At 72.1% G+C, this 21107-nt stretch carries 20 protein-coding genes and 1 pseudogene; 10 read left to right on the top strand and 11 right to left on the bottom strand.

Annotated elements, in window-relative coordinates:
• The first annotated feature begins 219 nt into the window (after positions 1-219).
• From ACIP84_RS28235 to mscL, 5 genes are all read left to right on the top strand, one after another.
• Entirely contained in the window at positions 220-1491 is a 1272-nt protein-coding gene (locus ACIP84_RS28235) for an MFS transporter (protein WP_355964044.1), read from the top strand.
• Positions 1492-1559: 68 nt separating this feature from the next.
• The gene (locus ACIP84_RS28230; protein ID WP_355964046.1) at positions 1560-1895 is read left to right on the top strand and encodes an FmdB family zinc ribbon protein; all 336 of its coding nucleotides are present in this window, start codon (positions 1560-1562) and stop codon (positions 1893-1895) included.
• A gap of 219 nt (positions 1896-2114) precedes the next feature.
• The gene (locus ACIP84_RS28225; RefSeq protein WP_401801415.1) at positions 2115-2960 is read left to right on the top strand and encodes an S-methyl-5'-thioadenosine phosphorylase; all 846 of its coding nucleotides are present in this window, start codon (positions 2115-2117) and stop codon (positions 2958-2960) included.
• Positions 2961-3084: 124 nt separating this feature from the next.
• Positions 3085-3621, top strand: coding sequence for a hypothetical protein (locus ACIP84_RS28220; protein ID WP_401801412.1), 537 nt, complete (start codon positions 3085-3087; stop codon positions 3619-3621).
• A gap of 72 nt (positions 3622-3693) precedes the next feature.
• Positions 3694-4260 carry a large conductance mechanosensitive channel protein MscL gene (mscL, locus tag ACIP84_RS28215; RefSeq protein ID WP_401801410.1) on the top strand — a complete coding sequence of 189 codons (567 nt, stop codon included), beginning with the start codon at positions 3694-3696 and terminating at the stop codon, positions 4258-4260.
• A gap of 19 nt (positions 4261-4279) precedes the next feature.
• On the opposite strand, the gene ACIP84_RS28210 is transcribed toward mscL, so the two are convergent.
• The 10 genes from ACIP84_RS28210 to ACIP84_RS28165 all read right to left on the bottom strand — a co-directional run bounded on the left by ACIP84_RS28210 (position 4280) and on the right by ACIP84_RS28165 (position 15235).
• Positions 4280-4501, bottom strand: a complete 222-nt coding sequence (locus ACIP84_RS28210; protein ID WP_355964051.1) for a hypothetical protein — start codon at positions 4499-4501, stop codon at positions 4280-4282.
• Positions 4502-4573: 72 nt separating this feature from the next.
• A complete protein-coding gene (locus tag ACIP84_RS28205; RefSeq protein ID WP_355964052.1) occupies positions 4574-4960 on the bottom strand; it encodes a hypothetical protein in 387 nt (128 codons plus the stop codon).
• Positions 4957-5616, bottom strand: a complete 660-nt coding sequence (locus tag ACIP84_RS28200; protein WP_355964053.1) for a Rieske (2Fe-2S) protein — start codon at positions 5614-5616, stop codon at positions 4957-4959. Before ACIP84_RS28200 ends, ACIP84_RS28205 begins: the two co-directional genes overlap by 4 nt.
• Positions 5613-6212, bottom strand: a complete 600-nt coding sequence (locus tag ACIP84_RS28195) for a 4Fe-4S dicluster domain-containing protein (protein ID WP_355964054.1) — start codon at positions 6210-6212, stop codon at positions 5613-5615. Before ACIP84_RS28195 ends, ACIP84_RS28200 begins: the two co-directional genes overlap by 4 nt.
• Before the next feature lie 7 nt (positions 6213-6219).
• The gene (locus ACIP84_RS28190) at positions 6220-8532 is read right to left on the bottom strand and encodes a molybdopterin oxidoreductase family protein (RefSeq protein WP_401801405.1); all 2313 of its coding nucleotides are present in this window, start codon (positions 8530-8532) and stop codon (positions 6220-6222) included.
• Positions 8529-9692: an MFS transporter gene (locus ACIP84_RS28185; protein WP_401801403.1), complete on the bottom strand. Its 1164-nt coding sequence runs from the start codon at positions 9690-9692 to the stop codon at positions 8529-8531. The genes ACIP84_RS28190 and ACIP84_RS28185 overlap by 4 nt, the downstream gene beginning before the upstream one ends.
• Before the next feature lie 149 nt (positions 9693-9841).
• A complete protein-coding gene (gene pflA, locus ACIP84_RS28180) occupies positions 9842-10660 on the bottom strand; it encodes a pyruvate formate-lyase-activating protein (protein WP_401801401.1) in 819 nt (272 codons plus the stop codon).
• Between the two features lie 172 nt (positions 10661-10832).
• The gene (pflB, locus tag ACIP84_RS28175; RefSeq protein ID WP_401801398.1) at positions 10833-13103 is read right to left on the bottom strand and encodes a formate C-acetyltransferase; all 2271 of its coding nucleotides are present in this window, start codon (positions 13101-13103) and stop codon (positions 10833-10835) included.
• 166 nt (positions 13104-13269) lie between these two features.
• Positions 13270-14691: an MFS transporter gene (locus ACIP84_RS28170; protein ID WP_401801396.1), complete on the bottom strand. Its 1422-nt coding sequence runs from the start codon at positions 14689-14691 to the stop codon at positions 13270-13272.
• A gap of 169 nt (positions 14692-14860) precedes the next feature.
• Positions 14861-15235, bottom strand: coding sequence for a nitrite reductase (NAD(P)H) small subunit (locus ACIP84_RS28165; RefSeq protein WP_401801394.1), 375 nt, complete (start codon positions 15233-15235; stop codon positions 14861-14863).
• A gap of 456 nt (positions 15236-15691) precedes the next feature.
• On the opposite strand from ACIP84_RS28165, the pseudogene ACIP84_RS28160 reads away from it, so the two are divergent.
• From ACIP84_RS28160 to ACIP84_RS28140, 5 genes and pseudogenes are all read left to right on the top strand, one after another.
• Positions 15692-15778, top strand: a pseudogene (locus ACIP84_RS28160) (hypothetical protein); the annotation flags it as partial.
• Positions 15779-15781: 3 nt separating this feature from the next.
• Positions 15782-16327, top strand: coding sequence for a sirohydrochlorin chelatase (locus ACIP84_RS28155; RefSeq protein ID WP_401801714.1), 546 nt, complete (start codon positions 15782-15784; stop codon positions 16325-16327).
• 12 nt (positions 16328-16339) lie between these two features.
• The gene (locus ACIP84_RS28150) at positions 16340-17587 is read left to right on the top strand and encodes a low temperature requirement protein A (RefSeq protein ID WP_401801392.1); all 1248 of its coding nucleotides are present in this window, start codon (positions 16340-16342) and stop codon (positions 17585-17587) included.
• Between the two features lie 95 nt (positions 17588-17682).
• The gene (locus ACIP84_RS28145) at positions 17683-18798 is read left to right on the top strand and encodes a P1 family peptidase (RefSeq protein WP_401801389.1); all 1116 of its coding nucleotides are present in this window, start codon (positions 17683-17685) and stop codon (positions 18796-18798) included.
• A 110-nt stretch (positions 18799-18908) separates the two neighbouring features.
• A complete protein-coding gene (locus ACIP84_RS28140) occupies positions 18909-19751 on the top strand; it encodes a DUF6227 family protein (protein WP_401801386.1) in 843 nt (280 codons plus the stop codon).
• Positions 19752-19826: 75 nt separating this feature from the next.
• Here ACIP84_RS28140 and ACIP84_RS28135 read toward each other — a convergent pair whose 3' ends face one another.
• Complete coding sequence (locus ACIP84_RS28135) at positions 19827-20918, bottom strand: glycosyltransferase (RefSeq protein ID WP_401801384.1); 1092 nt, start codon at positions 20916-20918, stop codon at positions 19827-19829.
• Positions 20919-21107: the final 189 nt, after the last annotated feature.

Below are 21107 nucleotides of genomic sequence, written 5' to 3'. Positions count from 1 at the left end.
TCCCAGGCGGGAAGACGCTCCTCCCTGTACCATGAAGGCACACCTGATCGAACCAACTCTGCCTGACGCAGAGCTGGCGCGACCGTATGGCGGCCGTGGCGCCCCTCCGCAGTGGGGCCGGCCCGGTATCTACCGCAGTAACGCGCATGAGGACAGCTCTCGGCGACACCCGCACCACCGTGCCGGGGCGCGCTACCAGGCGGCAGAAAGGCCAGGACCGTGGCGTCCACGGTCATCTCGGACAAGCGGCCCGGCTACGGCCGGCTGCTGCGCACACCCGGTGCGCTGTCCTTCCTGCTCCCCGGCTTCGCCGCCCGGCAGCCCTTCGCGATGCTGACCATCGGCATCGTCCTGCTCGTCCAGCACACCACCGGCTCCTTCGGCAGCGCCGGCGCGGTGGCCGCCGTCACCGGCGTCTCCATGGCGCTGTTCGCCCCGCAGAGCGGCAAGCTCGCCGACCGCTTCGGCCAGCGCGCCGTCCTGATCCCCGGCGTCCTCGTCCACACCGCGTCCGTCTCCCTGCTCGTGGCGCTCGCCCTGGGCGGCGCCCCGCTGTGGGCCCTGTTCCTGGCCGCCGTGCCCGCCGGTGCCTCCGTGCCCCAGGTCGGGCCGATGGTCCGGGCGCGCTGGGCCGCCAAGCTGGACGGCACCCCGCTGATGCCGACGGCCGCGGCCTTCGAGTCCGTCACCGACGAGTTCACCTTCGTCGTCGGCCCCGTCCTCGCGACCGCCCTGTGCACCGGCGTCCACCCGGCCGCCGGTCTGATCGCCGAGGCCGCGCTCACCCTCTTCGGCGGGCTCTTCTTCGCCGCTCAGCGCGCCACCCAGCCCGCGTTCGGCATCACCGCGGCCGGCTCCTCCGAGCCGCACCGCTCGGCTCTCTCCATCCCCGGCGTCCGCGTCCTCGTCGTCGCCTTCCTCGGCATCGGCTCCGTCTTCGGCGGCATGCAGGTCTCCCTCACCGCCTTCACCGAGGAGATCGGCAACCCCGGCGCCAACGGTCTGCTGTACGGGGTCTTCGCCGCCGGCAACATGCTCGCGGGCATCGCCATGGGCGCCGTCGCCTGGAAGGTCGGCCCCCGCCGCCGCCTGATCCTGGGCTACGCCGGCCTCACCGTGGCCGCGTCGCTGCTGTGGACCACGCACTCGGTGCTGCTCCTCGGCGCCCTGGGCCTGGTCGTGGGTCTGTGCATCGCCCCGGCCCTGATCACCGGCTACACCATCGTCGAGACCCTCATCCCGGCGTCCGCCCGTACCGAGGCCTTCACCTGGCTCACCGGCGCCGTCGCGCTCGGCCAGGCAGCGGCCGTCACGGTCGCCGGCCGGCTCGCCGACGCCCACGGCGCGAGCACCGGATTCCTGGTGCCGATGGTGGGCACGGCGCTCGCCCTGGCCACGCTCCTCGCCCTGCGGTCGCGCCTCACGCCGCGCGAGACGAGCCGCGTCGCGGCGCGTGGTATCGGTCACCGCGTGCCGGTGGCGGTGGACTGAACCCGCGGAATACGTCAGTATGGATTGTCGTTAGCACTCGATGAGTGTGAGTGCCAGGAGGAAGACAAGTGCCGACCTACCAGTACCAGTGCACCGAGTGCGGCGAAGGCCTCGAGGCGGTGCAGAAGTTCACCGATGACGCGCTGACCGAGTGCCCCCAGTGCAAGGGCCGCCTGAAGAAGGTGTTCTCGGCCGTCGGCATCGTCTTCAAGGGATCCGGCTTCTACCGGAACGACAGCCGCGGCTCGTCGTCCAGCAGCTCGCCGGCCGCGTCGAAGTCCTCGACCCCGTCGTCGTCCACGTCCGCGTCGTCCTCGACGTCGGACGCCAAGCCGGCCGCGTCGACCTCTTCGTCGTCCGCCTCCTCGACGTCCTCGTCGAGCACCGGAAGCTCGGCCGCCTGACCCCTGCGCGAGCCTGATCCCAGGACGCGGTCCGTACGTACGTTCTTCGCCGAGGGCCCCCGTCGTTCGCGACGGGGGCCCTCGGCGTTGACGGCGGGGGCCCTCGGCGTTGACGGCGGGGGCCCTCGGCGTTGACGGCGGGGGCCCTCGGCGTTGGCGCCTTCGGCATTCGCCACGGAGCGCTCGGCGTTCCCCGGCGCCCCGCATAGGGTGACCGCCATGGCGAACCAAGGCGCGTACGCGGACATCGGCGTGATCGGCGGCTCCGGCCTCTACTCCTTCCTCGATGACGTCACGGAGGTGTCCGTCGACACCCCGTACGGCAGCCCCAGCGACTCCCTCCTCCTCGGTGAGATCGCCGGCCGCCAGGTCGCCTTCCTCCCTCGCCACGGCCGCGGCCACAGCGTCCCGCCGCACCGCATCAACTACCGCGCCAACCTCTGGGCCCTGCGCTCCGTCGGCGTCCGGCAGATCCTCGGGCCCTGCGCGGTCGGCGGCCTCCGCGAGGAGTACGGGCCGGGCACGCTCGTCGTCCCGGACCAGCTCGTCGACCGTACGAAGGCCCGCGCGCAGACCTACTTCGACGGGGAGCGGCGCGCCGACGGGGCCGTGCCGCGCGTCGTCCACGTGACCTTCGCCGACCCGTACTGCCCCGACGGGCGGCGGGCCGCCGTCAAGGCCGCCCGGGGGCGGGGCTGGGACCCGGTCGACGGCGGCACGATGGTCGTGATCGAGGGGCCCCGCTTCTCCACCCGGGCGGAGTCCCGGTGGCACGCGGCGGCAGGCTGGTCGGTCGTCGGCATGACCGGCCACCCCGAGGCCGTCCTCGCCCGGGAGCTGGGCCTCTGCTACACCTCCCTGGCGCTCGTCACCGACCTGGACGCCGGCGCCGAGACCGGCGAGGGCGTCTCCCACACCGAGGTGCTGCGGGTGTTCGGCGAGAACGTGGGACGACTGCGGGAGGTGCTGTTCGACGCGGTGGGCGCGCTGCCCGCGTCGATCGACCGGGACTGCCTGTGCACGCACGCGCACGACGGCTGGGACCTGGGGATCGAGCTCCCGTGAATCCCCCCAGAGGGTGAGGGAGTTGTCCACAGGCGGCGGGCGATCCCCAGGCGGGAGCGGGGATCCGGCGCGGGCCGGAGAGTGGGAGGCGATCCCATTCCCGACCAGGACGGCGGCACCCGCGATGACGCACCCCTTCCCCTCCCCTGTTCCGGCGCCGTGCGTGGTGCCGCCCTTCGAACCCCTGCGGGTACGGGGCGCCCGGCTGCGGCTGCGCAGGGCCCTGCGACGGGGTCGCTGGGCCCCCGCGGTGCTCCTGGCCCTCGTGGCGGCGGCCCTCGCCGTCGCGGGCGGCGCGCCGCCACCGGACGCCTCGGCGGGGCCCCCGCCGGGTGACCGGATCGCCCCCACCGCGGCTCGTGCCCGGCCGTCCGTCGCCGTCCGGCTGGTGTCCGCCCCGGTGCGGATCGCCGACGCCGCGACCGTACGACTGCTGCGTCCCGGTGACCGGGTCGACGTGATCGCCGCGCCCAACTCGGCGCTCGGCGGGGCGGGTGAGGCCCGGGTGGTCGCGACGGGCGCCCGAGTGGCCGAAGTTCCGCACCCGGGCGAGACTCGTTCGGACGGAGGGGCGCTCGTCGTCCTGTCGGTGCCGCGGTCGACGGCCGCCGCACTGGCCGGCGCCGGTGTCACGTCCCAACTGGCGGTGACAGTGTGCTGATTCGCACTGACACCCTGTCAAGTCACCGGTCCGTGTGTACGGATTGGACGGCCCTGTTCCGTTCGCGGCCTAATGGCACCGCACACAGCAGCACAAGCGACGAAAGGCACCTTGGTGGCCGAGAAGAAGGAAAGTCTGATGGGCGGCTTCAAAGCCTTCCTGATGCGGGGCAACGTGATCGACCTGGCCGTGGCCGTCGTCATCGGTGCCGCGTTCACCAACATCGTGAACTCGGTGGTCAAGGGCATCATCAACCCGGTCGTCGGCGCCTTCGGCACGAAGGACCTGGAGAGCTACTCGTCCTGCATCAAGGACTCGTGCGTGGTCGTCGACGGCGAGGTGCAGGGCATCCAGCTCCAGTGGGGCCTGGTCCTCAGCGCGGTCCTCAGCTTCCTGATCACCGCGGCCGTCGTCTACTTCCTGATGGTCCTGCCCATGGCGAAGATCCTCGCGAAGCGTGCGGCGCACGACAAGGCGAAGGAGGGCGTCGCGGAGACCATGGAGATCAGCGAGCTGGAGGTCCTCAAGGAGATCCGCGACCACCTGGTCTCCCAGCGCGGCCCCGCCGCGGGAACGGGAACGGGGACGGGCACGGGCACGGGGTCCGGCGGCGGATCGGGGACGCACCCCACCTCCTGACCGACAGCTCGTGCCGGTGTCAGAGGTGGTGCGGCGGCTTCTCGTCGAGGAAGCGCGCGAGGTCGGCGGCGCTGTCGCCGCCGGCCGGAGGCCGCTCGCCCCATCCACGGTCCGTGTCGTCCGTGGACTGCTGGTCCAGCGGATCGTCGAAGACGAGTGCCGGCTTCGGACTGTTCTCGGGGCTGGGACGTACGCCGGGCCGCTTCGCGTCTCGCGGTCCGTGGGCGGGGGCGGTGCTCATACCTCAAGGGTACGCCCGCCACCCCGCCCCGAACCCCTCTGATCTGCGTATCTCCGGCACCGCCGACGCCCCTCAGCGGTCCTTCGGGTCGAGCAGCCAGAGGCCGAGCACCACAAGGAACGACAGACAGAGGAAACCCGCGCCCCACCACGCGGTGCCGGTGTCCCCGGCCATCCACTCGTCCACGACGATCGTCAGCCCCCAGAGCTGGCCGATGACCACCGTGAGCGCCAGCGTGAGGCGGGCCGTCAGCTTCGACGAGCGCTCCGGCTCCTGCTCCGTACCGGCTCCCGGCCCCGGTCCGGTATGCGTGACCCGCGGGTCGCCGTATCCGCTGGTGGGGCGGATCTGCGGATACCGCTCGTGCACGGGGCGGTTCAGACGCGGCTGCGCACTGCCCGGGGTGTACGCCGGGGGCCGGGGGGCCTCCGGGTCTCGGGGGAAGCCGTCCTCGGTCATGTGCGCTCACTCCTCTCCGGCGCCGCGCCCCGGGCGGACGCGCCGGGGCAGCCCAGCCGTTCGGCGAGTTCGGGGCGGTCGTCGCCGAGCTGACGGCAGAGGCCCTCGCGGGCGCTCTCGCCCGAGCGGGCCGTGCCGATCGCCCAGACGCTGCCGTCGGCCTCCTCCACGAGCAGCACCTTCGGCAGTCCCCGGGGCGGCGGGCCGGCCGTGACCTCTCCCGTACGGGCGTCGAAGATGCCTTCGTGGCAGGGGCAGTACAGCTCGCCCTCGCTGCCGCGGTCCTTGCGCCAGAGCACGGCGCAGGCGAGGTGGGTGCAGACGGCGGAGTATCCGGCGAGGGTGCCGTCCTCCAGGCGGACGGCGACCGCGCGGTCCTCGGAGCCGGGGTAGCGGAAGGCGAGGGACTCCCCGGGGAGGATCACGTCCGCGATCTTCTTCGCCTCGGGTGGCCCGTCGCTGTCCCCGTGCCGGTGCAGGATGCCGGAGGCGACGGCGACACCGCCGACGGCGAGGCCGCCCGAGACGGTCGCGACGATCCGCAGGTAGTCGCGGCGGGTGGTGAGCGAGTCGGCGGCGATCCGGTCGTGGAGCGCTTCCTGGGCCGCGTCGGAGCGGGAGTCCGGTGCCGGCGGCTGGGGATCGGTGACGCTCAACGGACATCCTTTCCATTGATCTCGACGACGGGAAGGCCGCCGGGGACCGGCCACCGGACCTTGTCGGCGGGGACGACCATCGCCACGCCGGTGGAGACGGTCGTGGAGCCGAAGGTGAAGGAGTCGGCGACCTGGACGCCGGGGCGTTCGGCCTGGAGCTCTTCGAGGGTTCCGTAGAAAAGGGCGCCGGTGGGGCAGACGGTGGCGCACATCGGGGCGAGGCCGTAGGCGGTGCGGTCGTAGCAGAGGTTGCACTTCATCTGGAGCTTCGCCTGGAGGTCGATCTTGGGGACGCCGAACGGGCAGGCGTTGACGCAGTTGGCGCAGCCGATGCAGCGGGTGGTGTCGGCCTGCTGCACGACGCCGTCGGCGGTGACGAGGATCGCGTCGGCGGGGCAGACCTCGGCGCAGGGGGCGACGGGGTCCTCGCAGTGCATGCAGACGGTGGGGAGGGAGGCGACGGAGTGGCCCTCGTCGGGGTAGTCGAGGTGGATCATCGACTTGCCCCGGTGGGAGTCGCATTCGCGGCAGGCGGAGACACAGGCCTGGCAGCCGATGCAGCGGCCCGGGTCGATGAAGATCGTGCGGCCCATCATGTGCGGGTCAGCTCCTCTCCGCGGTGCCGCGGCCCTGGGGGGAGGTGGGGGGCAGCGGGTCGGTGCGGGAGACCTGGGTCTCCGGGTAGGCCTGGTGTCCTGGCGCGGTGGGTGGGGCGGGGACCTCGTCGATCCGCTCGGCGGCCTCGATGCGGGCGGCGCAGACCTTGTACTCCGGGATCTTGGAGCGGGGGTCGAGGGCGTCGATGGTGAGGGCGTTGGCCGCGGTGGGGACCGGCCAGTGGTACGGGACGAAGACGGTGTCGGGGCGGATGGCCTCGGTGACGAGGGCGGGGAAGACCTCGCTGCCGCGGCGGGTGACGACGCGGACGGGGTCGCCGTTGCGGAAGCCGTGGGAGGGGTGGACCTCCACCCAGGGGCGCGGGGTCTGTTCGACGAGGGCGCCCAGCCGGCGGGTCTGGTTGCCGGAGAGGAAGTGGGCGACGGTCCGGCCGGTGGTCAGCGAGAGGGGGAACTCCTCGCTGTACGGGTCCATGGGCGGGTGCCATTCGACGACCTGCAGGTGGATCTTGCCGTCGGGGTGGTAGGTGCGGCCGTTCTCGAAGAGGCGGGGGGTGCCGGGGTGGTCGGTGCTGGGGCACGGCCAGGCGATGCCGCCGGTCTCCTCCAGGCGCTCGTAGGTGATGCCGTAGTAGTCGTTGACGGTTCCGGCGGAGGCGATGCGGAGTTCCTCGAAGACGGAGCGGGAGTCGGGGAACGCGAACTTGTCGCCGGCGCCGAGGCGGCGGGCGAGTTCGCAGATGACCCAGGTGTCGGTGCGGACGCCGGCCGGGGGTTCCTGGGCCTTGTTGTGCTTGACGACCCGGGCCTCGGCGTTGGCCATGACGCCCTCGTCCTCGGCCCACACGGTGACGGGGAAGACGACGTGCGCGTTGGCCGCGGTCTCGGAGAGGAAGAAGTCGAACTGGGCGTGGAACTCGAGGGTGTCGTAGCCGTCCTTGACGGTGGCGTAGTGGGGCAGCGAGACGAAGGGGTTGTTGCAGATGCCGACGAGTCCGCGGATCTCCTTGCGCTGCATCTGCCAGACCATCTCCATCATGGAGGTGCCGGCGGGCGGGAGTTCGGCCTCGTCGATGCCCCAGATCTCGCAGATCTGGCGGCGGTGCTCGGGGTTGGTGATGGAGCGGCCGCCGGGGAGGAGGTCGGACTTCTGGCCGTGCTCGCGGCCGCCCTGGCCGTTGCCCTGGCCGGTGATGGTGCCGTAGCCGGCGCCGGGCCTGCCGATGTGTCCGGCGGCGACGCACAGGTTGATGATGCTGAGGCAGTTCTCGACGCCCTGGGAGTGGTGCTCGACGCCGCGGGCGTGCCAGGCCATGGCCCGGTCCGCGCCGGCGAACATGCGGGCGACCTGGACGATCTGCTCCTCGGGGACGCCGCAGATCTCGGCCGACCGGGCCGGCGGGTATGCGGCCACCGTCGCCTTGACGTCCTCCCAGCCGGTGGCGTGGGCGGCGAGGTAGGCCTCGTCGGCGAGGCCCTCGGCGACGACGACATGGAGGACGGCGTTGAAGAAGGCGGAGTCGGTGCCCGGCTTGAGGGCGACGTGGAGGTCGGCGGTGCGGGCGATCGCGGTCTCGCGCGGGTCGACGACGATGAGGGTGGCGCCCCGGTCGCGGGCTCCCCACAGGTACTGGGTCATCACGGGGAAGCACTCGCCGACGTTGGACCCGGCGATGAGGAGGCAGTCGGTGAGGAGGATGTCGGAGAAGGGGTTGCCGGCCCGGTCGATGCCGAAGGCGAGCTTGTTGGCCCCGGCGGCGGAGACCATGCAGAGGCGTCCGTTGTAGTCGACGTGCCGGGACTTGAGCGCGACCCGGGCGAACTTGCCGACGAGGTAGGTCTTCTCGGAGTAGAGGCTGGCGCCGCCGAGGAGGCCGAAGGCGTCGTTGCCGTACTCGCCCTGGATCCGGCGGATCTCGGCGACGGTGTGGTCGAGGGCCTCGTCCCAGCTGGCCTCGCGGAACTCCTCGTCGCGGTTGCGGCGCATGAGCGGCGCGGTGAGCCGGTCGGGGTGGTTGACCTGCTGGTAGGCGTTGATGCCCTTGGGGCAGAGCCGCATCCGGTTGATGTCGTGATTGCGGGGTTCGACGCCGAAGACCTTGCCGCCGCGGTCGACGCGGAGGTACATGCCGCACTGGACGCCGCAGAAGCAGCAGTGGGTGGGGACGAGCGTCTCGCCGTTCTGGTCGGCGTGCCAGCGGTCGGCGGGGATGCCGCCGGCGTCGCGGAAGTTGCGGGTGCCGGGCGGGGCGAGGGAGGGGTCGAGCGGCAGCGCCCTGTTCGGGTCGGTCGCGGTCACTTGAAACCCTTCTTCACGTGGTCGAGATAGGCGTTGCCGCGCAGGACGCGCTTGCAGCGGGGGCAGTACTCGGCCCATTCGTCGAAGCCGAGGTCGAGGTCGCGCATGGTGCCCTTGAGGTTCTCCACGTAGGGGGCGGTGTCGATGGGCGCGTGGCAGCGGCGGCAGGTGAGCACCTCCTCGTCCTTCCGGCGGGCGGTGTACTTGAAGAGCTGCATGCCGACGGCGGCGGGCCGCTGGACGATGTGGAAGAACTTCCCGAAGGGGATGTAGATGAGGGTGAAGACCACGGACACCATGTGGAGGATCGCGAGGAACTCGTAGCCTCCGCCGTGCAGGAAGATCGACGAGAAGGTGAGCAGCAGCCCGGTCACGGAGATGACGATGAGGGCGAGCAGCGGCACCAGGTCGTAGGCGAAGCGCTGGCCGGTGATGGCGCCGCGGTCCTTCATACGGCGCCAGAGGAAGTAGCCGGCGCCGGGGATGACCAGGACGGCGGCGATGTCGAGGCCGTGGAACATCAGCCAGCCGACGACGCTGAGGGCGTCGAAGCCGATGATCTTGAGGCCCCAGATCCGCATCTCGTAGCCGGGGCCCGCGCCGGTGGAGGAGGTGAAGGTGAACCAGCCCCAGGTGAGGGGGAAGGTGATCGCGGCGGCCAGCAGGCAGCCCCAGAAGATGAGCTGGTGGGCGGCCCAGCGGGCGTGCGAGCGGGCGCCGAGGAACTTCTGGAGGCCGAGGTAGGTGGCGATCATCTTCGGCAGCGCCGTGGGCGCCCTGCGGAAGTTCGCGACGGAGAAGAAGGAGCCCCAGCCCTTGCGGAAGAGGCGGCGGGCGCCGGGGGCGGAGATCCAGACGGTGTAGCGGTAGGCGACACCGAAGGCGAGGAAGACCGTGGCGACGGCGTAGGGCAGCAGGGCCGAGTCGAAGTCGCGCAGGAGCCGGCTGCCGAGGACGATCGCGAGGATCAGCAGGACGGAGACGACGGTGCCGGCGAGGGCGGCGCGGCGGCGTACGGCGGCCGGGGGCTGCGGAGGGGGGCCGGCGGCCGCCGGATCTCCCGGGGCTGGGGCGCCCGGGTCTGGGGCGCCCGGCGGATCGCCCGGTGTGGGATCGCCCGGCGGAGGTGTCGGCTCGGCTGTCTGAGGTGGCTCGGTCACGCGGCCACGGTAAGGCCGTACGGGCGGTTTTGCCCTGTTTTGCGGGACTCCGGGGTGAGGTCGTCGCCCGGACGGGTCCGGGTGTCGCTCCGGGTCCGCTCGGAGCCCGTCGGGCCGCGTCGGAACCCGTCAGGTCGCGTGGGGCCGCGTCAGACCGCGTGCAGGCCGTGGGCGCGGAAGACCTCCCGGATCTCGGCGACCTGACCGGGCGTCGGGGACGGCGTGTCGTGCAGGGTGAACGGCATGGCGAGTGCCCGCCACTTCGCTTCGCCGAGCTTGTGGAAGGGAAGGATGTCCACGCGGGAGACGTTGCCGAGACCCCCGGCGAAGGCGGCGACTCCCTCCACGTCGGCCGGGTCGTCGGTGAGGCCCGGGACGAGGACGAAGCGGACGTGGACCTCCTGGCCGAGGTCGGCGAGACGCCTTGCGAAGTCGAGGGTCGGCGCGAGCGGCCGGCCGGTGACCTTCCGGTACGTGACGGGGTCCCAGGACTTGATGTCGAGCAGGACCAGGTCGGTGTCGCGCAGCAGGGCGTCGGTGGCGCGGACGCCCAGGAAGCCAGAGGTGTCGAGGGCCGTGTGCAGGCCGAGCTCGTGCTTCATCCGGTGCAGCAGCTCGCCGGTGAAGACGGGCTGGAGGAGCGGTTCTCCGCCGGAGACGGTGGCGCCGCCACCGGAGGCGGAGATGAAGCGGACGTACTTGCCCGCCTCGGCGATCACGGCGTCGGCGGAGGTGCGGTTGCCGTTGCGCATCCTCCAGGTGTCGGGGTTGTGGCAGTAGAGACAGGTGAGGGGGCAGCCCGAGAGGAAGGTGACGAAGCGGGTGCCGGGGCCGTCGACGCCGGTGGACAGGTCCCAGGAGTGGACCGAGCCCTCGGACGGCCGCTGGGTCGCGGCGGCGGCCGGGGTGGCCGCCGGGGACACCGGGGTGGCCGGCGGGGTGGCGGGCGCGAGGGCGAGGCGTGTCATGGCGGGGCCTCCTTCGGAGGGGCCTTCGAGCGGTGCGGAGGGGGATGGGGATGGGGAGGGGGACACGGAGCAGATCCGGAGGGGGTACTGAGGGGGGCGACCGGGGCCGGAAGTGAGGGCTACTGGGGGCCGGAGGTGAGGGCCGCCGGCCCCGGGCGCGGGGAGGGGTCGCCTACAGCGAGCCGTGGAACGTGCGGTTCAGGACGTCGAGCTGCTGCTCGCGGGTGAGCCGGACGAAGTTGACCGCGTATCCGGAGACCCGGATGGTCAGCTGGGGGTAGTTCTCCGGGTGCTCCATGGCGTCCATGAGGGTGTCGCGGTTGAGGACGTTCACGTTCATGTGGAAGCCGTCGCCGGCCATGTAGCCGTCGAGGACGCCCGCGAGGTTCGTGATCCGCTCCTCGGGGGTGCGGCCCAGGCCGTCGGGGGTGACCGTGTTGGTCAGCGAGATGCCGTCCTCGGCGTCCTCGTACGGGAGCTTGGCGACCGACAGGGCCGAGGCCACGTAGCCGTGGGTGTCGCGGCCGTTCATCGGGTTGGCGCCCGGGGCGAAGGGCTCACCGGCGCGGCGGCCGTCGGGGGTGTTGCCGGTCTTCTTGCCGTAGACGACGTTGGAGGTGATGGTCAGGACGGACTGGGTGTGTTCGGCGTTCCGGTAGGTGGGGTGCTTGCGCACCTTCCTCATGAACTCCTCGACCAGCCAGACCGCGATCTCGTCGGCCCGGTCGTCGTTGTTGCCGTAGGCGGGGTAGTCGCCCTCGACCGTGTAGTCGGTGGCCAGGCCGGACTCGTCGCGGTGCACGGTGACCCGGGCGTACTTGACGGCTGCCAGCGAGTCGACGGCCACCGAGAGGCCGGCGATGCCGAAGGCCATGGTGCGGCGCACGTCGCGGTCGTGGAGCGCCATCTCGATGCGCTCGTAGGCGTACTTGTCGTGCATGAAGTGGATGACGTTCAGCGAGTGGACGTAGACGTTCGCGAGCCACTCCATCTGCTCGTCGAACTTGGCCATGACCTCGTCGTGGTCGAGGACGTCGGCGGTGATGGCGCCGGTGTCGGGGCCGACCTGGAGGCCGGACTTCTCGTCGCGGCCGCCGTTGACGGCGTACAGGAGGGTCTTGGCGAGGTTCACCCGGGCGCCGAAGAACTGCATCTGCTTGCCGACGGGCATCGCCGAGACGCAGCAGGCGATGGCGGTGTCGTCGCCGAAGCGGGGGCGCATCAGCTCGTCCGACTCGTACTGGACGGAGGAGGTGTCGATGGAGACCTTCGCGCAGAACTCCTTGAAGCCCTGCGGGAGGCGCGGCGACCAGAAGACGGTCATGTTCGGCTCGGGGGCCGGGCCGAGGTTGTAGAGGGTCTGGAGGTAGCGGAAGGAGGTCCGGGTGACCAGCGGGCGGCCGTCCTCGCCCATGCCGGCGATCGACTCGGTGACCCAGGTCGGGTCGCCGGAGAAGCCCTGCTCGTACTCCGGGGTGCGCAGGAAGCGGACGATACGGAGCTTGATGATGAAGTCGTCGACGAGCTCCTGGGCCTGCTCCTCGGTGAGGACACCGGCCTCGATGTCCCGCTGGAGGTAGACGTCGAGGAAGGTGGAGGTGCGGCCGAGGGACATCGCGGCGCCGTTCTGCTCCTTCACGGCGGCGAGGTAGGCGAAGTACAGCCACTGGACGGCGTCGCGGCCGGTGACGGCGGGGCGGGAGATGTCGTGGCCGTAGGAGGCGGCCATCGCCTTGAGCTCGCCCAGGGCGCGGATCTGCTCGGCGAGTTCCTCGCGGAGCCGGATGGTCTCCTCGATCGAACGGCGCCCGGCGGGAAGGGTGTCGAGCTCCTCCTTCTCCTCCTTCTTCACCTCGACGAGCCGGTCGACGCCGTAGAGGGCGACGCGGCGGTAGTCGCCGATGATGCGGCCGCGGCCGTAGGCGTCGGGGAGTCCCGTGACGACGCCGGCCTTGCGGGCGGCGCGGATCTCGGGGGTGTACGCGTCGAAGACACCGGCGTTGTGGGTCTTGCGGTACTCGGTGAAGATCTTCTCGAGGTCCGGGGAGACGGGGTAGCCGTAGGTCTCCAGGGCGCCGGCGACCATGCGCCAGCCGCCGTACGGCATGATCGCGCGCTTCAGCGGGGCGTCGGTCTGGAGGCCGACGATCAGCTCCTTGTCGCGGTCGATGTAGCCGGGGGCGTGGGCGGTGATGGTGGACGGCACGTCGTACGAGACGTCGTGGACGCCCTTGGCCCGCTCCTCGGGAAACCGGTCCGTGATGGCCTTCCACACGGCGGTGGTCCGCTCGGTGGGTCCCGCCAGGAAGGAGTCGTCACCCTCGTACGGCGTGTAGTTCTGCTGGATGAAGTCGCGGACGTCGACGGCGTCGCGCCACAGTCCGCCCTTGAAACCCTTCCAGGCCCGCTCGTTCACCGTTGCTTCAGCAGGGGTCGCAGTCACTGCCCGCACCGCCTTCTTCGATTCATTCGATCGCGTTTCTGCCTACCTCCATTGCACCCCTTTCGATCGATCATCCCGGTCGGCAATGGTCACCTCCGGACGGCCGTAGGTCCCTTTCCGGGTATGCGAAAAGACCCCGCCGCGCGGGGTCTTTTTCCGGAGTGGCTCAGCTGGGGGCCTCGGCGCTCTTGCGGGCGTAGAACCACCAGGTCACGACCATGCAGCTGACATAGAAGGCGACGAATCCCCACATCGCGCTGGTCACGGCCACCGAGCCGAAGAGGGCCGGGATGAAGAAGAAGCCGTAGGCCGCGATGGCCGAGGTGAATCCGGTGACGGCGCCGGACTCCATCTCCGCCTGCTTCAGCGCCCTCGCGTATTCCGGGGTGCCTTCCACGAGTCCCTTGAGGTGGGTGCCGCGGAAGATGACCGGGATCTGGCGGAAGGTCGAGCCGTTGCCGATCCCGGAGAAGAAGAACGCGGCGAGGAAGCAGAAGAAGAAGCCGTAGAACGAGCCGCCGTCACTGCCCGAGGGCAGGAAGTCGATCACGCCGATGATCGAGACGGCCATGCCCACGAAGGACAGGATGGTGACCCGGGCACCGCCCCACCTGTCGGCGATCCAGCCGCCGCCCCAGCGGGCCAGCGCGCCCACGGCGGGGCCCATCCAGGCGTACGTGGCGATCGAGTAGTCCGGGAACGTGGTCTTGATCAGCATCGGCAGGGCGGCGGCGAAGCCGATGAAGGAGCCGAAGGTGCCGACGTACAGCCAGGTCATCAGCCAGTTGTGCTTGCGCCTGAAGATGATCTTCTGCTGCTTGAAGGGGGTCGAGGCGACCTTCAGGTCGTTCTGCCCGAACCAGGCGACCGCCGCCAGGACCAGCAGGACCGGGACCCAGAGGAACGCGGCGTTCTGCAGGTGGACCGGGGTGCCGTCGGCCTTGTGCTGGGCCGAGCCGATGGCGATGGTCGACCAGGTGATGACGATCGGGGTCAGCAGCTGCACGACGGAGACGCCGAGGTTGCCGAGACCGCCGTTGATGCCGGTCGCGCTGCCCTTCTTCGCCTTGGGGAAGAAGAAGCCGATGTTGGCGAGGGAGGAGGCGAAGTTCGCGCCGCCGATGCCGCAGAGGGCGGCGATGGCCACCATGACGGCGTACGGGGTCGTCGGGTCCTGGATGGCGATGCCGAGCCAGATCAGCGGCACGATCAGCACGACCGTCGACAGCGCGGTGAAGCGGCGCTGGCCGACCATCGGGCCGAGGAAGGTGTAGAGGATCCGGGCCGTGCCGCCGGTCAGACCGGGGATGGCCGTCAGCCAGAACAGCTGGGAGGTCGAGAAGCCGAAGCCGACGTCCTTCAGGTTGGTCGCGGTGACCGACCACACCTGCCAGACGACGAACGCCACGAGCAGCGCCGGCACGGCGATCCACAGGTTGCGGGTGGCGACCTTCCTGCCGATCGACTTCCAGAAGAGCTCGTTCTCCGGCTCCCAGTCGGTGATCGGCCTGCCGGGGCGGTACTGCTCCGTGTCGTACGAGGCGGAGGGCCCGCCCGTCCTTCTGCTGTCCTGGACTACGGAACTCATGGCGCTTCCCTGACTTCCCTGTTCGGGGCTGACCTTCGAGGCTTTGCTTGCTCTTCCAGGCTGCGCCGCGGGGTGGGGGACGGGTCAGTGCCGATGGTCGCCGGCCGGGCGGGCCAAGGTCGGGGGGTCCGGCGGGCCAAGGTCGGGCCGGCGGCGGACCCAGGTCCCCTCAGGGGCGGGCCGTAGGCACCGGGAGGACCGGGAGGGAGACCGCCGGGTCGTCCAGACAGGCGCCGGTCCGCAGGTCGAACTCATGCCGGTGCAGGGGGGACACCACCACCGGCACCCCGTCCCTGCTGCCCATGATCCCGTTCGCGATGACGTCGGCGCCCGAGAACGGGTCCCGGTTGCCCACCGCGTACACCTCGCCGTCCCCGTCCCGGAACAGCGCCGCCTCGGTGCCGTCCGCGAGGACCGCGGCCCTGCCCCGGCCTTGTTCGAGGAACTCCACGCCGGCCACGTGCGGCTCGAAGCGGGCGAGCGCCGCCGGGTCGTCGAGGACGGCCCGCCACTCGTCGCGGTACGCGGCCACGTGCCGGTCCATCTGCGCCTCCAACTCCGCGCAGATCCCCAGCGAGTCCTCGATCAGGACCTCCCTGAGGTGATCGGTCCCGCCGCCGAGCCGCTCCCGCCACGCCGAGGTGCGTTCGAGGCGCTCCCCGGCCGGCTCGCCTAAGGGTGGCGTCTCCTCCGGCCGTAGGGGCGCCGGGTGGGCGTGTCGGGCCGTGAAGGGCCTGAGGATCAGGGACTTGCGACCCCCCGACCGGGGCCGAACGGCGCGGCCGCGGGACGGCGGCGCGGGCTTAGCGTGAACGGGTGGGGCCGCGACGACGCACGACACCGTCGCGCGGCCCCCGACGGGGCCGGGACACTCCCTGACCGCACGACCGGGGCGGGTGGAGGTACGGATGACAGCACGCGACCTGGTCCTCGCCGTGCACGGGAGTGCCGTGACCGAGGCGGGCACGACGATCGCCCGGCTCGCCGACTCCGTACGGGACTGACCGGCGCGCCCGTCGCCGTCGGACACCTCGACCACCAGAAGCCCTCCCTGCCGTACGTCCTCGCGGGCCGGCCCGGTGCGGTCGTCGTGCCGCTGCTCCTCGGCGACGGCTCCCACCGCACCGTCGACATACCGGCCGTCGCCCGCCCCTTCGACTGCGCGGTCACGAGCGGGCTGGGCGGCGAGCACGCGGTGGCCCTCGCCCTGTACGACCGGCTGCGGGCCGCCGAACGGGCGGCCGGCGGCGCGGCGGACGCGGTCGTCGTCGCCGGCGCGGGCTCCTCCCGGCCGGGCGGCAACGACGGCACCCTCACGGCGGTCCGGCAGCCGGGCCTGCTCCTGCCGGTACCGGTGACGGCCGCGTACCGCTCGGCGAGCACCCCCGCCCCGGCGGAGGGGTCGCGCTGCTGCACGCCCGCGGCTTGCGCCGGGTCGCTGGTGGCCACCCACCTCCTCGCCCCGGGCCGCTTCACGCGCGCGCTGGCCACGGTCCCGGGCGCGTGGGCGGTCGCGGCCCCGATCGCCGACCACGCGCGCGTGGCGCGGCTCGTGGCGGCGCGGTACGCGGGGGCGGAGGCGGCGGCGGAGATCCCGATGCGCGTGGCATGCCAGCGGGAGACCCTTCCGCTCTGATGTGCTGGGGCCATGACACAACCGTTCCTCCCCCTCACCGCGCGCTCCCGCGAGGAGTCGCACCGGGCGGCCACGCCCCTGGAGCTCTTCTTCGACCTGTGCTTCGTCGTCGCCGTCGCGCAGGCGGGCGCGGAGCTCGTGCACGCGGTCGCCGAGGGCCACGCGGGCGAAGGGATCGTCAACTACGCGATGATCTTCTTCGCGATCTGGTGGGCGTGGATGAACTTCACGTGGTTCGCCTCGGCCTACGACAACGACGACGTCCTGTACCGCGTCGTCACCCTCCTCCAGATCGCGGGCGTGCTCATCCTCGCGGCCGGGGTCTCGCGGGCCTTCGAGGACCACGACTTCCTCGTGGTCTACATCGGGTACGCCGTCATGCGGCTCGCGCTCGCCTCGCAGTGGCTGCGGGCCGCGCACCACGCCACGGATCCCGCCGAGCGGACGATGTGCCGGCGGTACGCGGGCGGGGTCGCCGTCGTACAGATCGGCTGGCTCGCGCTGCTCTTCGTGCCGGAGTCGGCCCGCCCATGGGTGTTCCTCGTCATGGCGCTGGCGGAGATGGCCGTGCCCCTGGTCGCGGAGAGAGACGCGCCCAGCACGTGGCATCCGCACCACATCGCCGAGCGGTACGGCCTGTTCACCATCATCGTGCTCGGCGAGACCGTCGCCGCGGCGACGGTGGCCGTGAAGACGGGCATCGCCGAGAACGACGCCCTGGGCGAGGTGCTGCCGATCGCCGCGGGCGGGCTGCTGCTCGTCTTCGCCGCCTGGTGGATCTACTTCGTCGTGCCCGCGCACAACCGGCTGACCTCCAGCCGTGAGGCCTTCCGGTGGGGATACGGCCACTACGTGATCTTCGCGGCGGCGGCGGCCGTCGGCGCCGGCCTGGAGATCGCGGTGGAGGAGGCCGTGGGCAAGGCCCACATCTCCACGCTCGCCGCCTCGTCCGCGGTGACGATCCCGTCCGCCGTGTTCCTGCTGTCCGTGTGGCTCCTCCACGCCCGCTACTTCAAGGTCGGCATCGCACAGCAGCTCGTCCTGCCCGTCTCCGCGCTCGCGATCCTGATGTGCTCGTTCGCGGGCCGCTGGGCGGTCCTGGCCGCGGGCGTCGTGGCGGCGGCGACGGTCGCGGTCGGCGTGACCCTGACGGCGAGGAACCCGGCTACGCGGGAGGGCCCGGGCACGGGACCTGGCGCGGGCCCGGGGACGGGGACCGGGCCGGGTGCGGCGACCGGGCCGGGTGCGGCGACCGGCTGAACTGCCGGGCCGTGCGCGACAATCCGGTCATGATCCTCGGGCGGTGCGCACCTCAGCCCCAAGCGCTGCACCGGTCCCCGTGGTAGGCAGGGGACATGACACAGCCCGAACAGCACGGGACGACGGACTCGATCACCGATGTGCGCGGACTGCGCGTGGGGCACGCGCGCGTGGCGGGCGACGGGGCTCTGAGCGGTACGACCGTGGTGCTCGCGCCGGTCGGCGGTGCCGTCGCCGCCGTGGACGTACGGGGCGGCGGGCCGGGTACGCGGGAGACGGACGCGCTCGACCCGCGCAACGTCGTCCAGCGGATCGACGCCGTCGTCCTGACCGGTGGCAGCGCGTACGGCCTGGAGTCCGCCGCCGGAGTGATGGCCTGGCTGGAGGAGCGGCACCGGGGCGTGCGGGTGGGCCCCGACCCCTCCCACGTCGTGCCGGTCGTGCCCGCCGCGTGCGTCTTCGACCTGGGCAGGGGTGGCGACTTCACGGCCAGGCCCGGCCCGGCGACGGGGCGGGCGGCGGTGGAGGCGGCCGACGCGAGCGGGGACCACGCGCGCGTGGAGACGGGCGCGGTCGGCGCGGGCACGGGCGCCGTGGTCGGCGGCCTCCGGGGCGGGGTGGGCACGGCGAGCACCGTCCTGGAGTCGGGGATCACGGTCGGCGTCCTCGTGGTGGTGAACGCGGTCGGTTCGGCCGTCGATCCGGCCACGGGTGCCCTGTACGGGAGTTACGGGGACTACGGGAACCCTGGGAGCCTTGGGAGTCCCGGGGGCTCCATGCCCGGCGGCCTGCCCTCCTTCCCCGATCCGGCGGTGCACCAGGCCGCGCTGCGGCGTCTCGCCGAGGCCCGGGAGGCTGCGGCCCCGCCCCCGCTGAACACCACGCTCGCCGTCGTCGCGACCGACGCCGCGCTGACCCGCGCGCAGGCGCAGAAGGTCGCGGGCACGGCGCACGACGGCATCGCGCGCGCCCTGCGCCCGGTGCACCTCATGAACGACGGCGACACCGTCTTCACCCTCGCCACCGGGGCGCGCGAACTGCCGGAAGGTCCCGGTCCGCTTGCTCTGAACGAGATCCTGGCGGCCGGCGCGGACCTGGTGGCGCGGGCGATCGTCCGGGCGGTGCTCGCGGCCCCCGGCGGCCTACGCGGGCCGGGCGGGGACTTCCCCTCGTACAGCGAGCTCTACGGCGGTCCGCACGCGGCGAGCTGACCGCGATCGGAGCCGTACTCCCGGTAACTACAAGGGAGTTGAGCCGAAACGGCCCGGACAGGCCGGGAACTTCCCTCCGGCTCCCTTCGTTTTCCGGAACCCCGGACGCGATGTCGGACCCAGGGACTACGTTAAGCAAGCACCAAGTGACATGCGGCGACGGCCTGGAGACCCTCTTGAACGATCCGCAGGATCCTCACGATCCGTACGAGACGACCGAGACGCACCTTGAGCGGCTCCTCGGCCGGGCGCTCAACTCCTTCGACCTGCCCGACTCGACCGTCGAGCGCCTCGGCACGGCGCTCGCGCACTCCAGCGCGCTCCACTCCTCGCACCACAGCGCGTCGCTGCACCGCGCCACCTACCGCCACACGTATCTGCTGAGCGACGGCTCGGCCCTCAGTCTCTGGGAGCTCACGCACAACGCCGGCCGGGACGGCGCCGAGCAGCACGAGCTGTACGCCGAGGAGTCGGAGGCCCGGCTCGCCGCCTCCCGCCTCCCCACCGGCCCGCTGCCCGGCTGGACCGCCGAGCACTCCGACGGCCGCGCCCTCGGCGATGACGACGACCTGGAGCTGCTGAGCGCGCTGCTCGCCCGCCCGATACCCGCCCAGCCCCGGATGTACGTGCCGGACAACTCCGCCGACCACGCGCGCCGCGTCCTGCGGCGGGCGGAGAACGCGGACCGGCCGGGCCAGGCGACGGCCCGCCGGCTCCGGCTGGCCTTCGCCCACCACATCACCCAGGCCTTCGGCCGCCACTGCCCGGTGGAGGGGGGCCGGGGCGCCGGCTTCACTCTCTACGAGCACCAGTTCCTGCTGCTCGACGGCAGCGAGATGAGTCTCTGGGAGGTCGAGCACACGGCGACACCGGACGGACGCCACATGTGCGAGGTGTACGAGGACGAGCGCGCGGCCCGCGACGCGATGGAGTCCCGCTCCCGGGTCCGCTGACGTCCTCGCGACCGTCCCCGTGGCTGCCCTGCGGCTGTCCCCGCGCCCCGTCCCGCCCCCGTACGACTCCGGGGCTCAGACCAGCGCGGGGACGTCCGCCGCCTCCGCCAGCCGCTCCACGGCGAACGCCCGGTTGGCGCGGGTCTGCTCGCGGTACGTCTCCGGCAGGTCCGGCAGGCCGAGCAGCCGGTCGCAGGCGGCGAGGGAGGCGGCGTGGTCGCCGACCCAGTAGGCGGTGATCGAGTACTCGAAGAGCAGCCCCCACCGGTACACCCACGGCTGCAGGAACAGCAGGTCGTCGGGCTGCTGCCGGTCCAGCACGGCGGAGACCACGGCGTGGGCCGCCCGGTAGCGGCGCATCTTCCGCAGCCGCGCCACCAGCTCGTAGCAGGCCTCGAGACGGTCCGGCCGGGACTCCCAGGCGCGGGAGAGCGCGTCCATCGCGGCCGGCCAGTCGCCGGACTCGGCGCGGAGGACGCCGGACTGGAGCAGGGAGTAGTAGACCTCCTCGCCCCAGCCGCCCATGGCCGCGCGGCGCTCGTAGAGGTCGGCGGCCTCCTCGGCGCGGCCGAGGTCACGGTAGGTCTGCGCCAGGTAGAAGACGGTGCGCGGGTTCGCCGGGTCACGCTCCAGCTCGGCACTCAGGAGGCGGGCGTCGCGCTCGAACTTGTCGTGGCGTGAGCCGCCGTCGGCGTGGTCCACGATGACGAGGGCGTCGAGGTTCTCCTGGACGCGGTCCCCGTCGGCCGTCAGGTACTCGTGGGTGACGCCCTCGTACCGCCACGGCAGACCGTCCCTGACCAGGCGTTTGATGCGGTACTCCAGTGCTCCCTCGTGCCGGAGCATGTAGCCGTCGGCGGTGAGCTCGGGCAGCGGGGCGTCCTGGCGGAGGACGTGGTCGGCGTCGAGGAGCAGGAGGTAGTCGGCGCGGCCGCGGGCGTGCGTGATGTTCAGGGTGCGGTTGTGGCCGAAGTTCACCCACGGCTCCTCGCGCAGCTCGCCCGGGATGCCGGCGAGGGAGGTCCGGATCAGCTCCTGGGTCCCGTCCGTGGACCCCGTGTCCGAGATGACCCAGGTGTCCACGAGACCGCGGACGGAGGCGAGGCAGCGCTCGATGACTGCGGCCTCGTTCTTGACGATCATGCACAGGCAGATGGACGGCTTCACGGCAACACCACCTCCGGTGGGAGCGGGGAGCGGGGCGGGGGGAGCGATCGGGGGGCGACCCTACGGACGACGCCCGCGCGCCCCGTGGCGGCGCGCCGACGGGCCGTTCGAAGTTCGCCGTCGCGTACGCATCCATTCGACTGTCCGCGCTAGGCCATGGCGTTGAGAGTGGCGCGAGACCGTCAAGTC

This window comes from Streptomyces sp. NPDC088707 (genome assembly GCF_044752725.1).
Lineage (GTDB): Bacteria > Actinomycetota > Actinomycetes > Streptomycetales > Streptomycetaceae > Streptomyces.
This window is presented reverse-complemented; position numbering and strand designations above follow the sequence as displayed.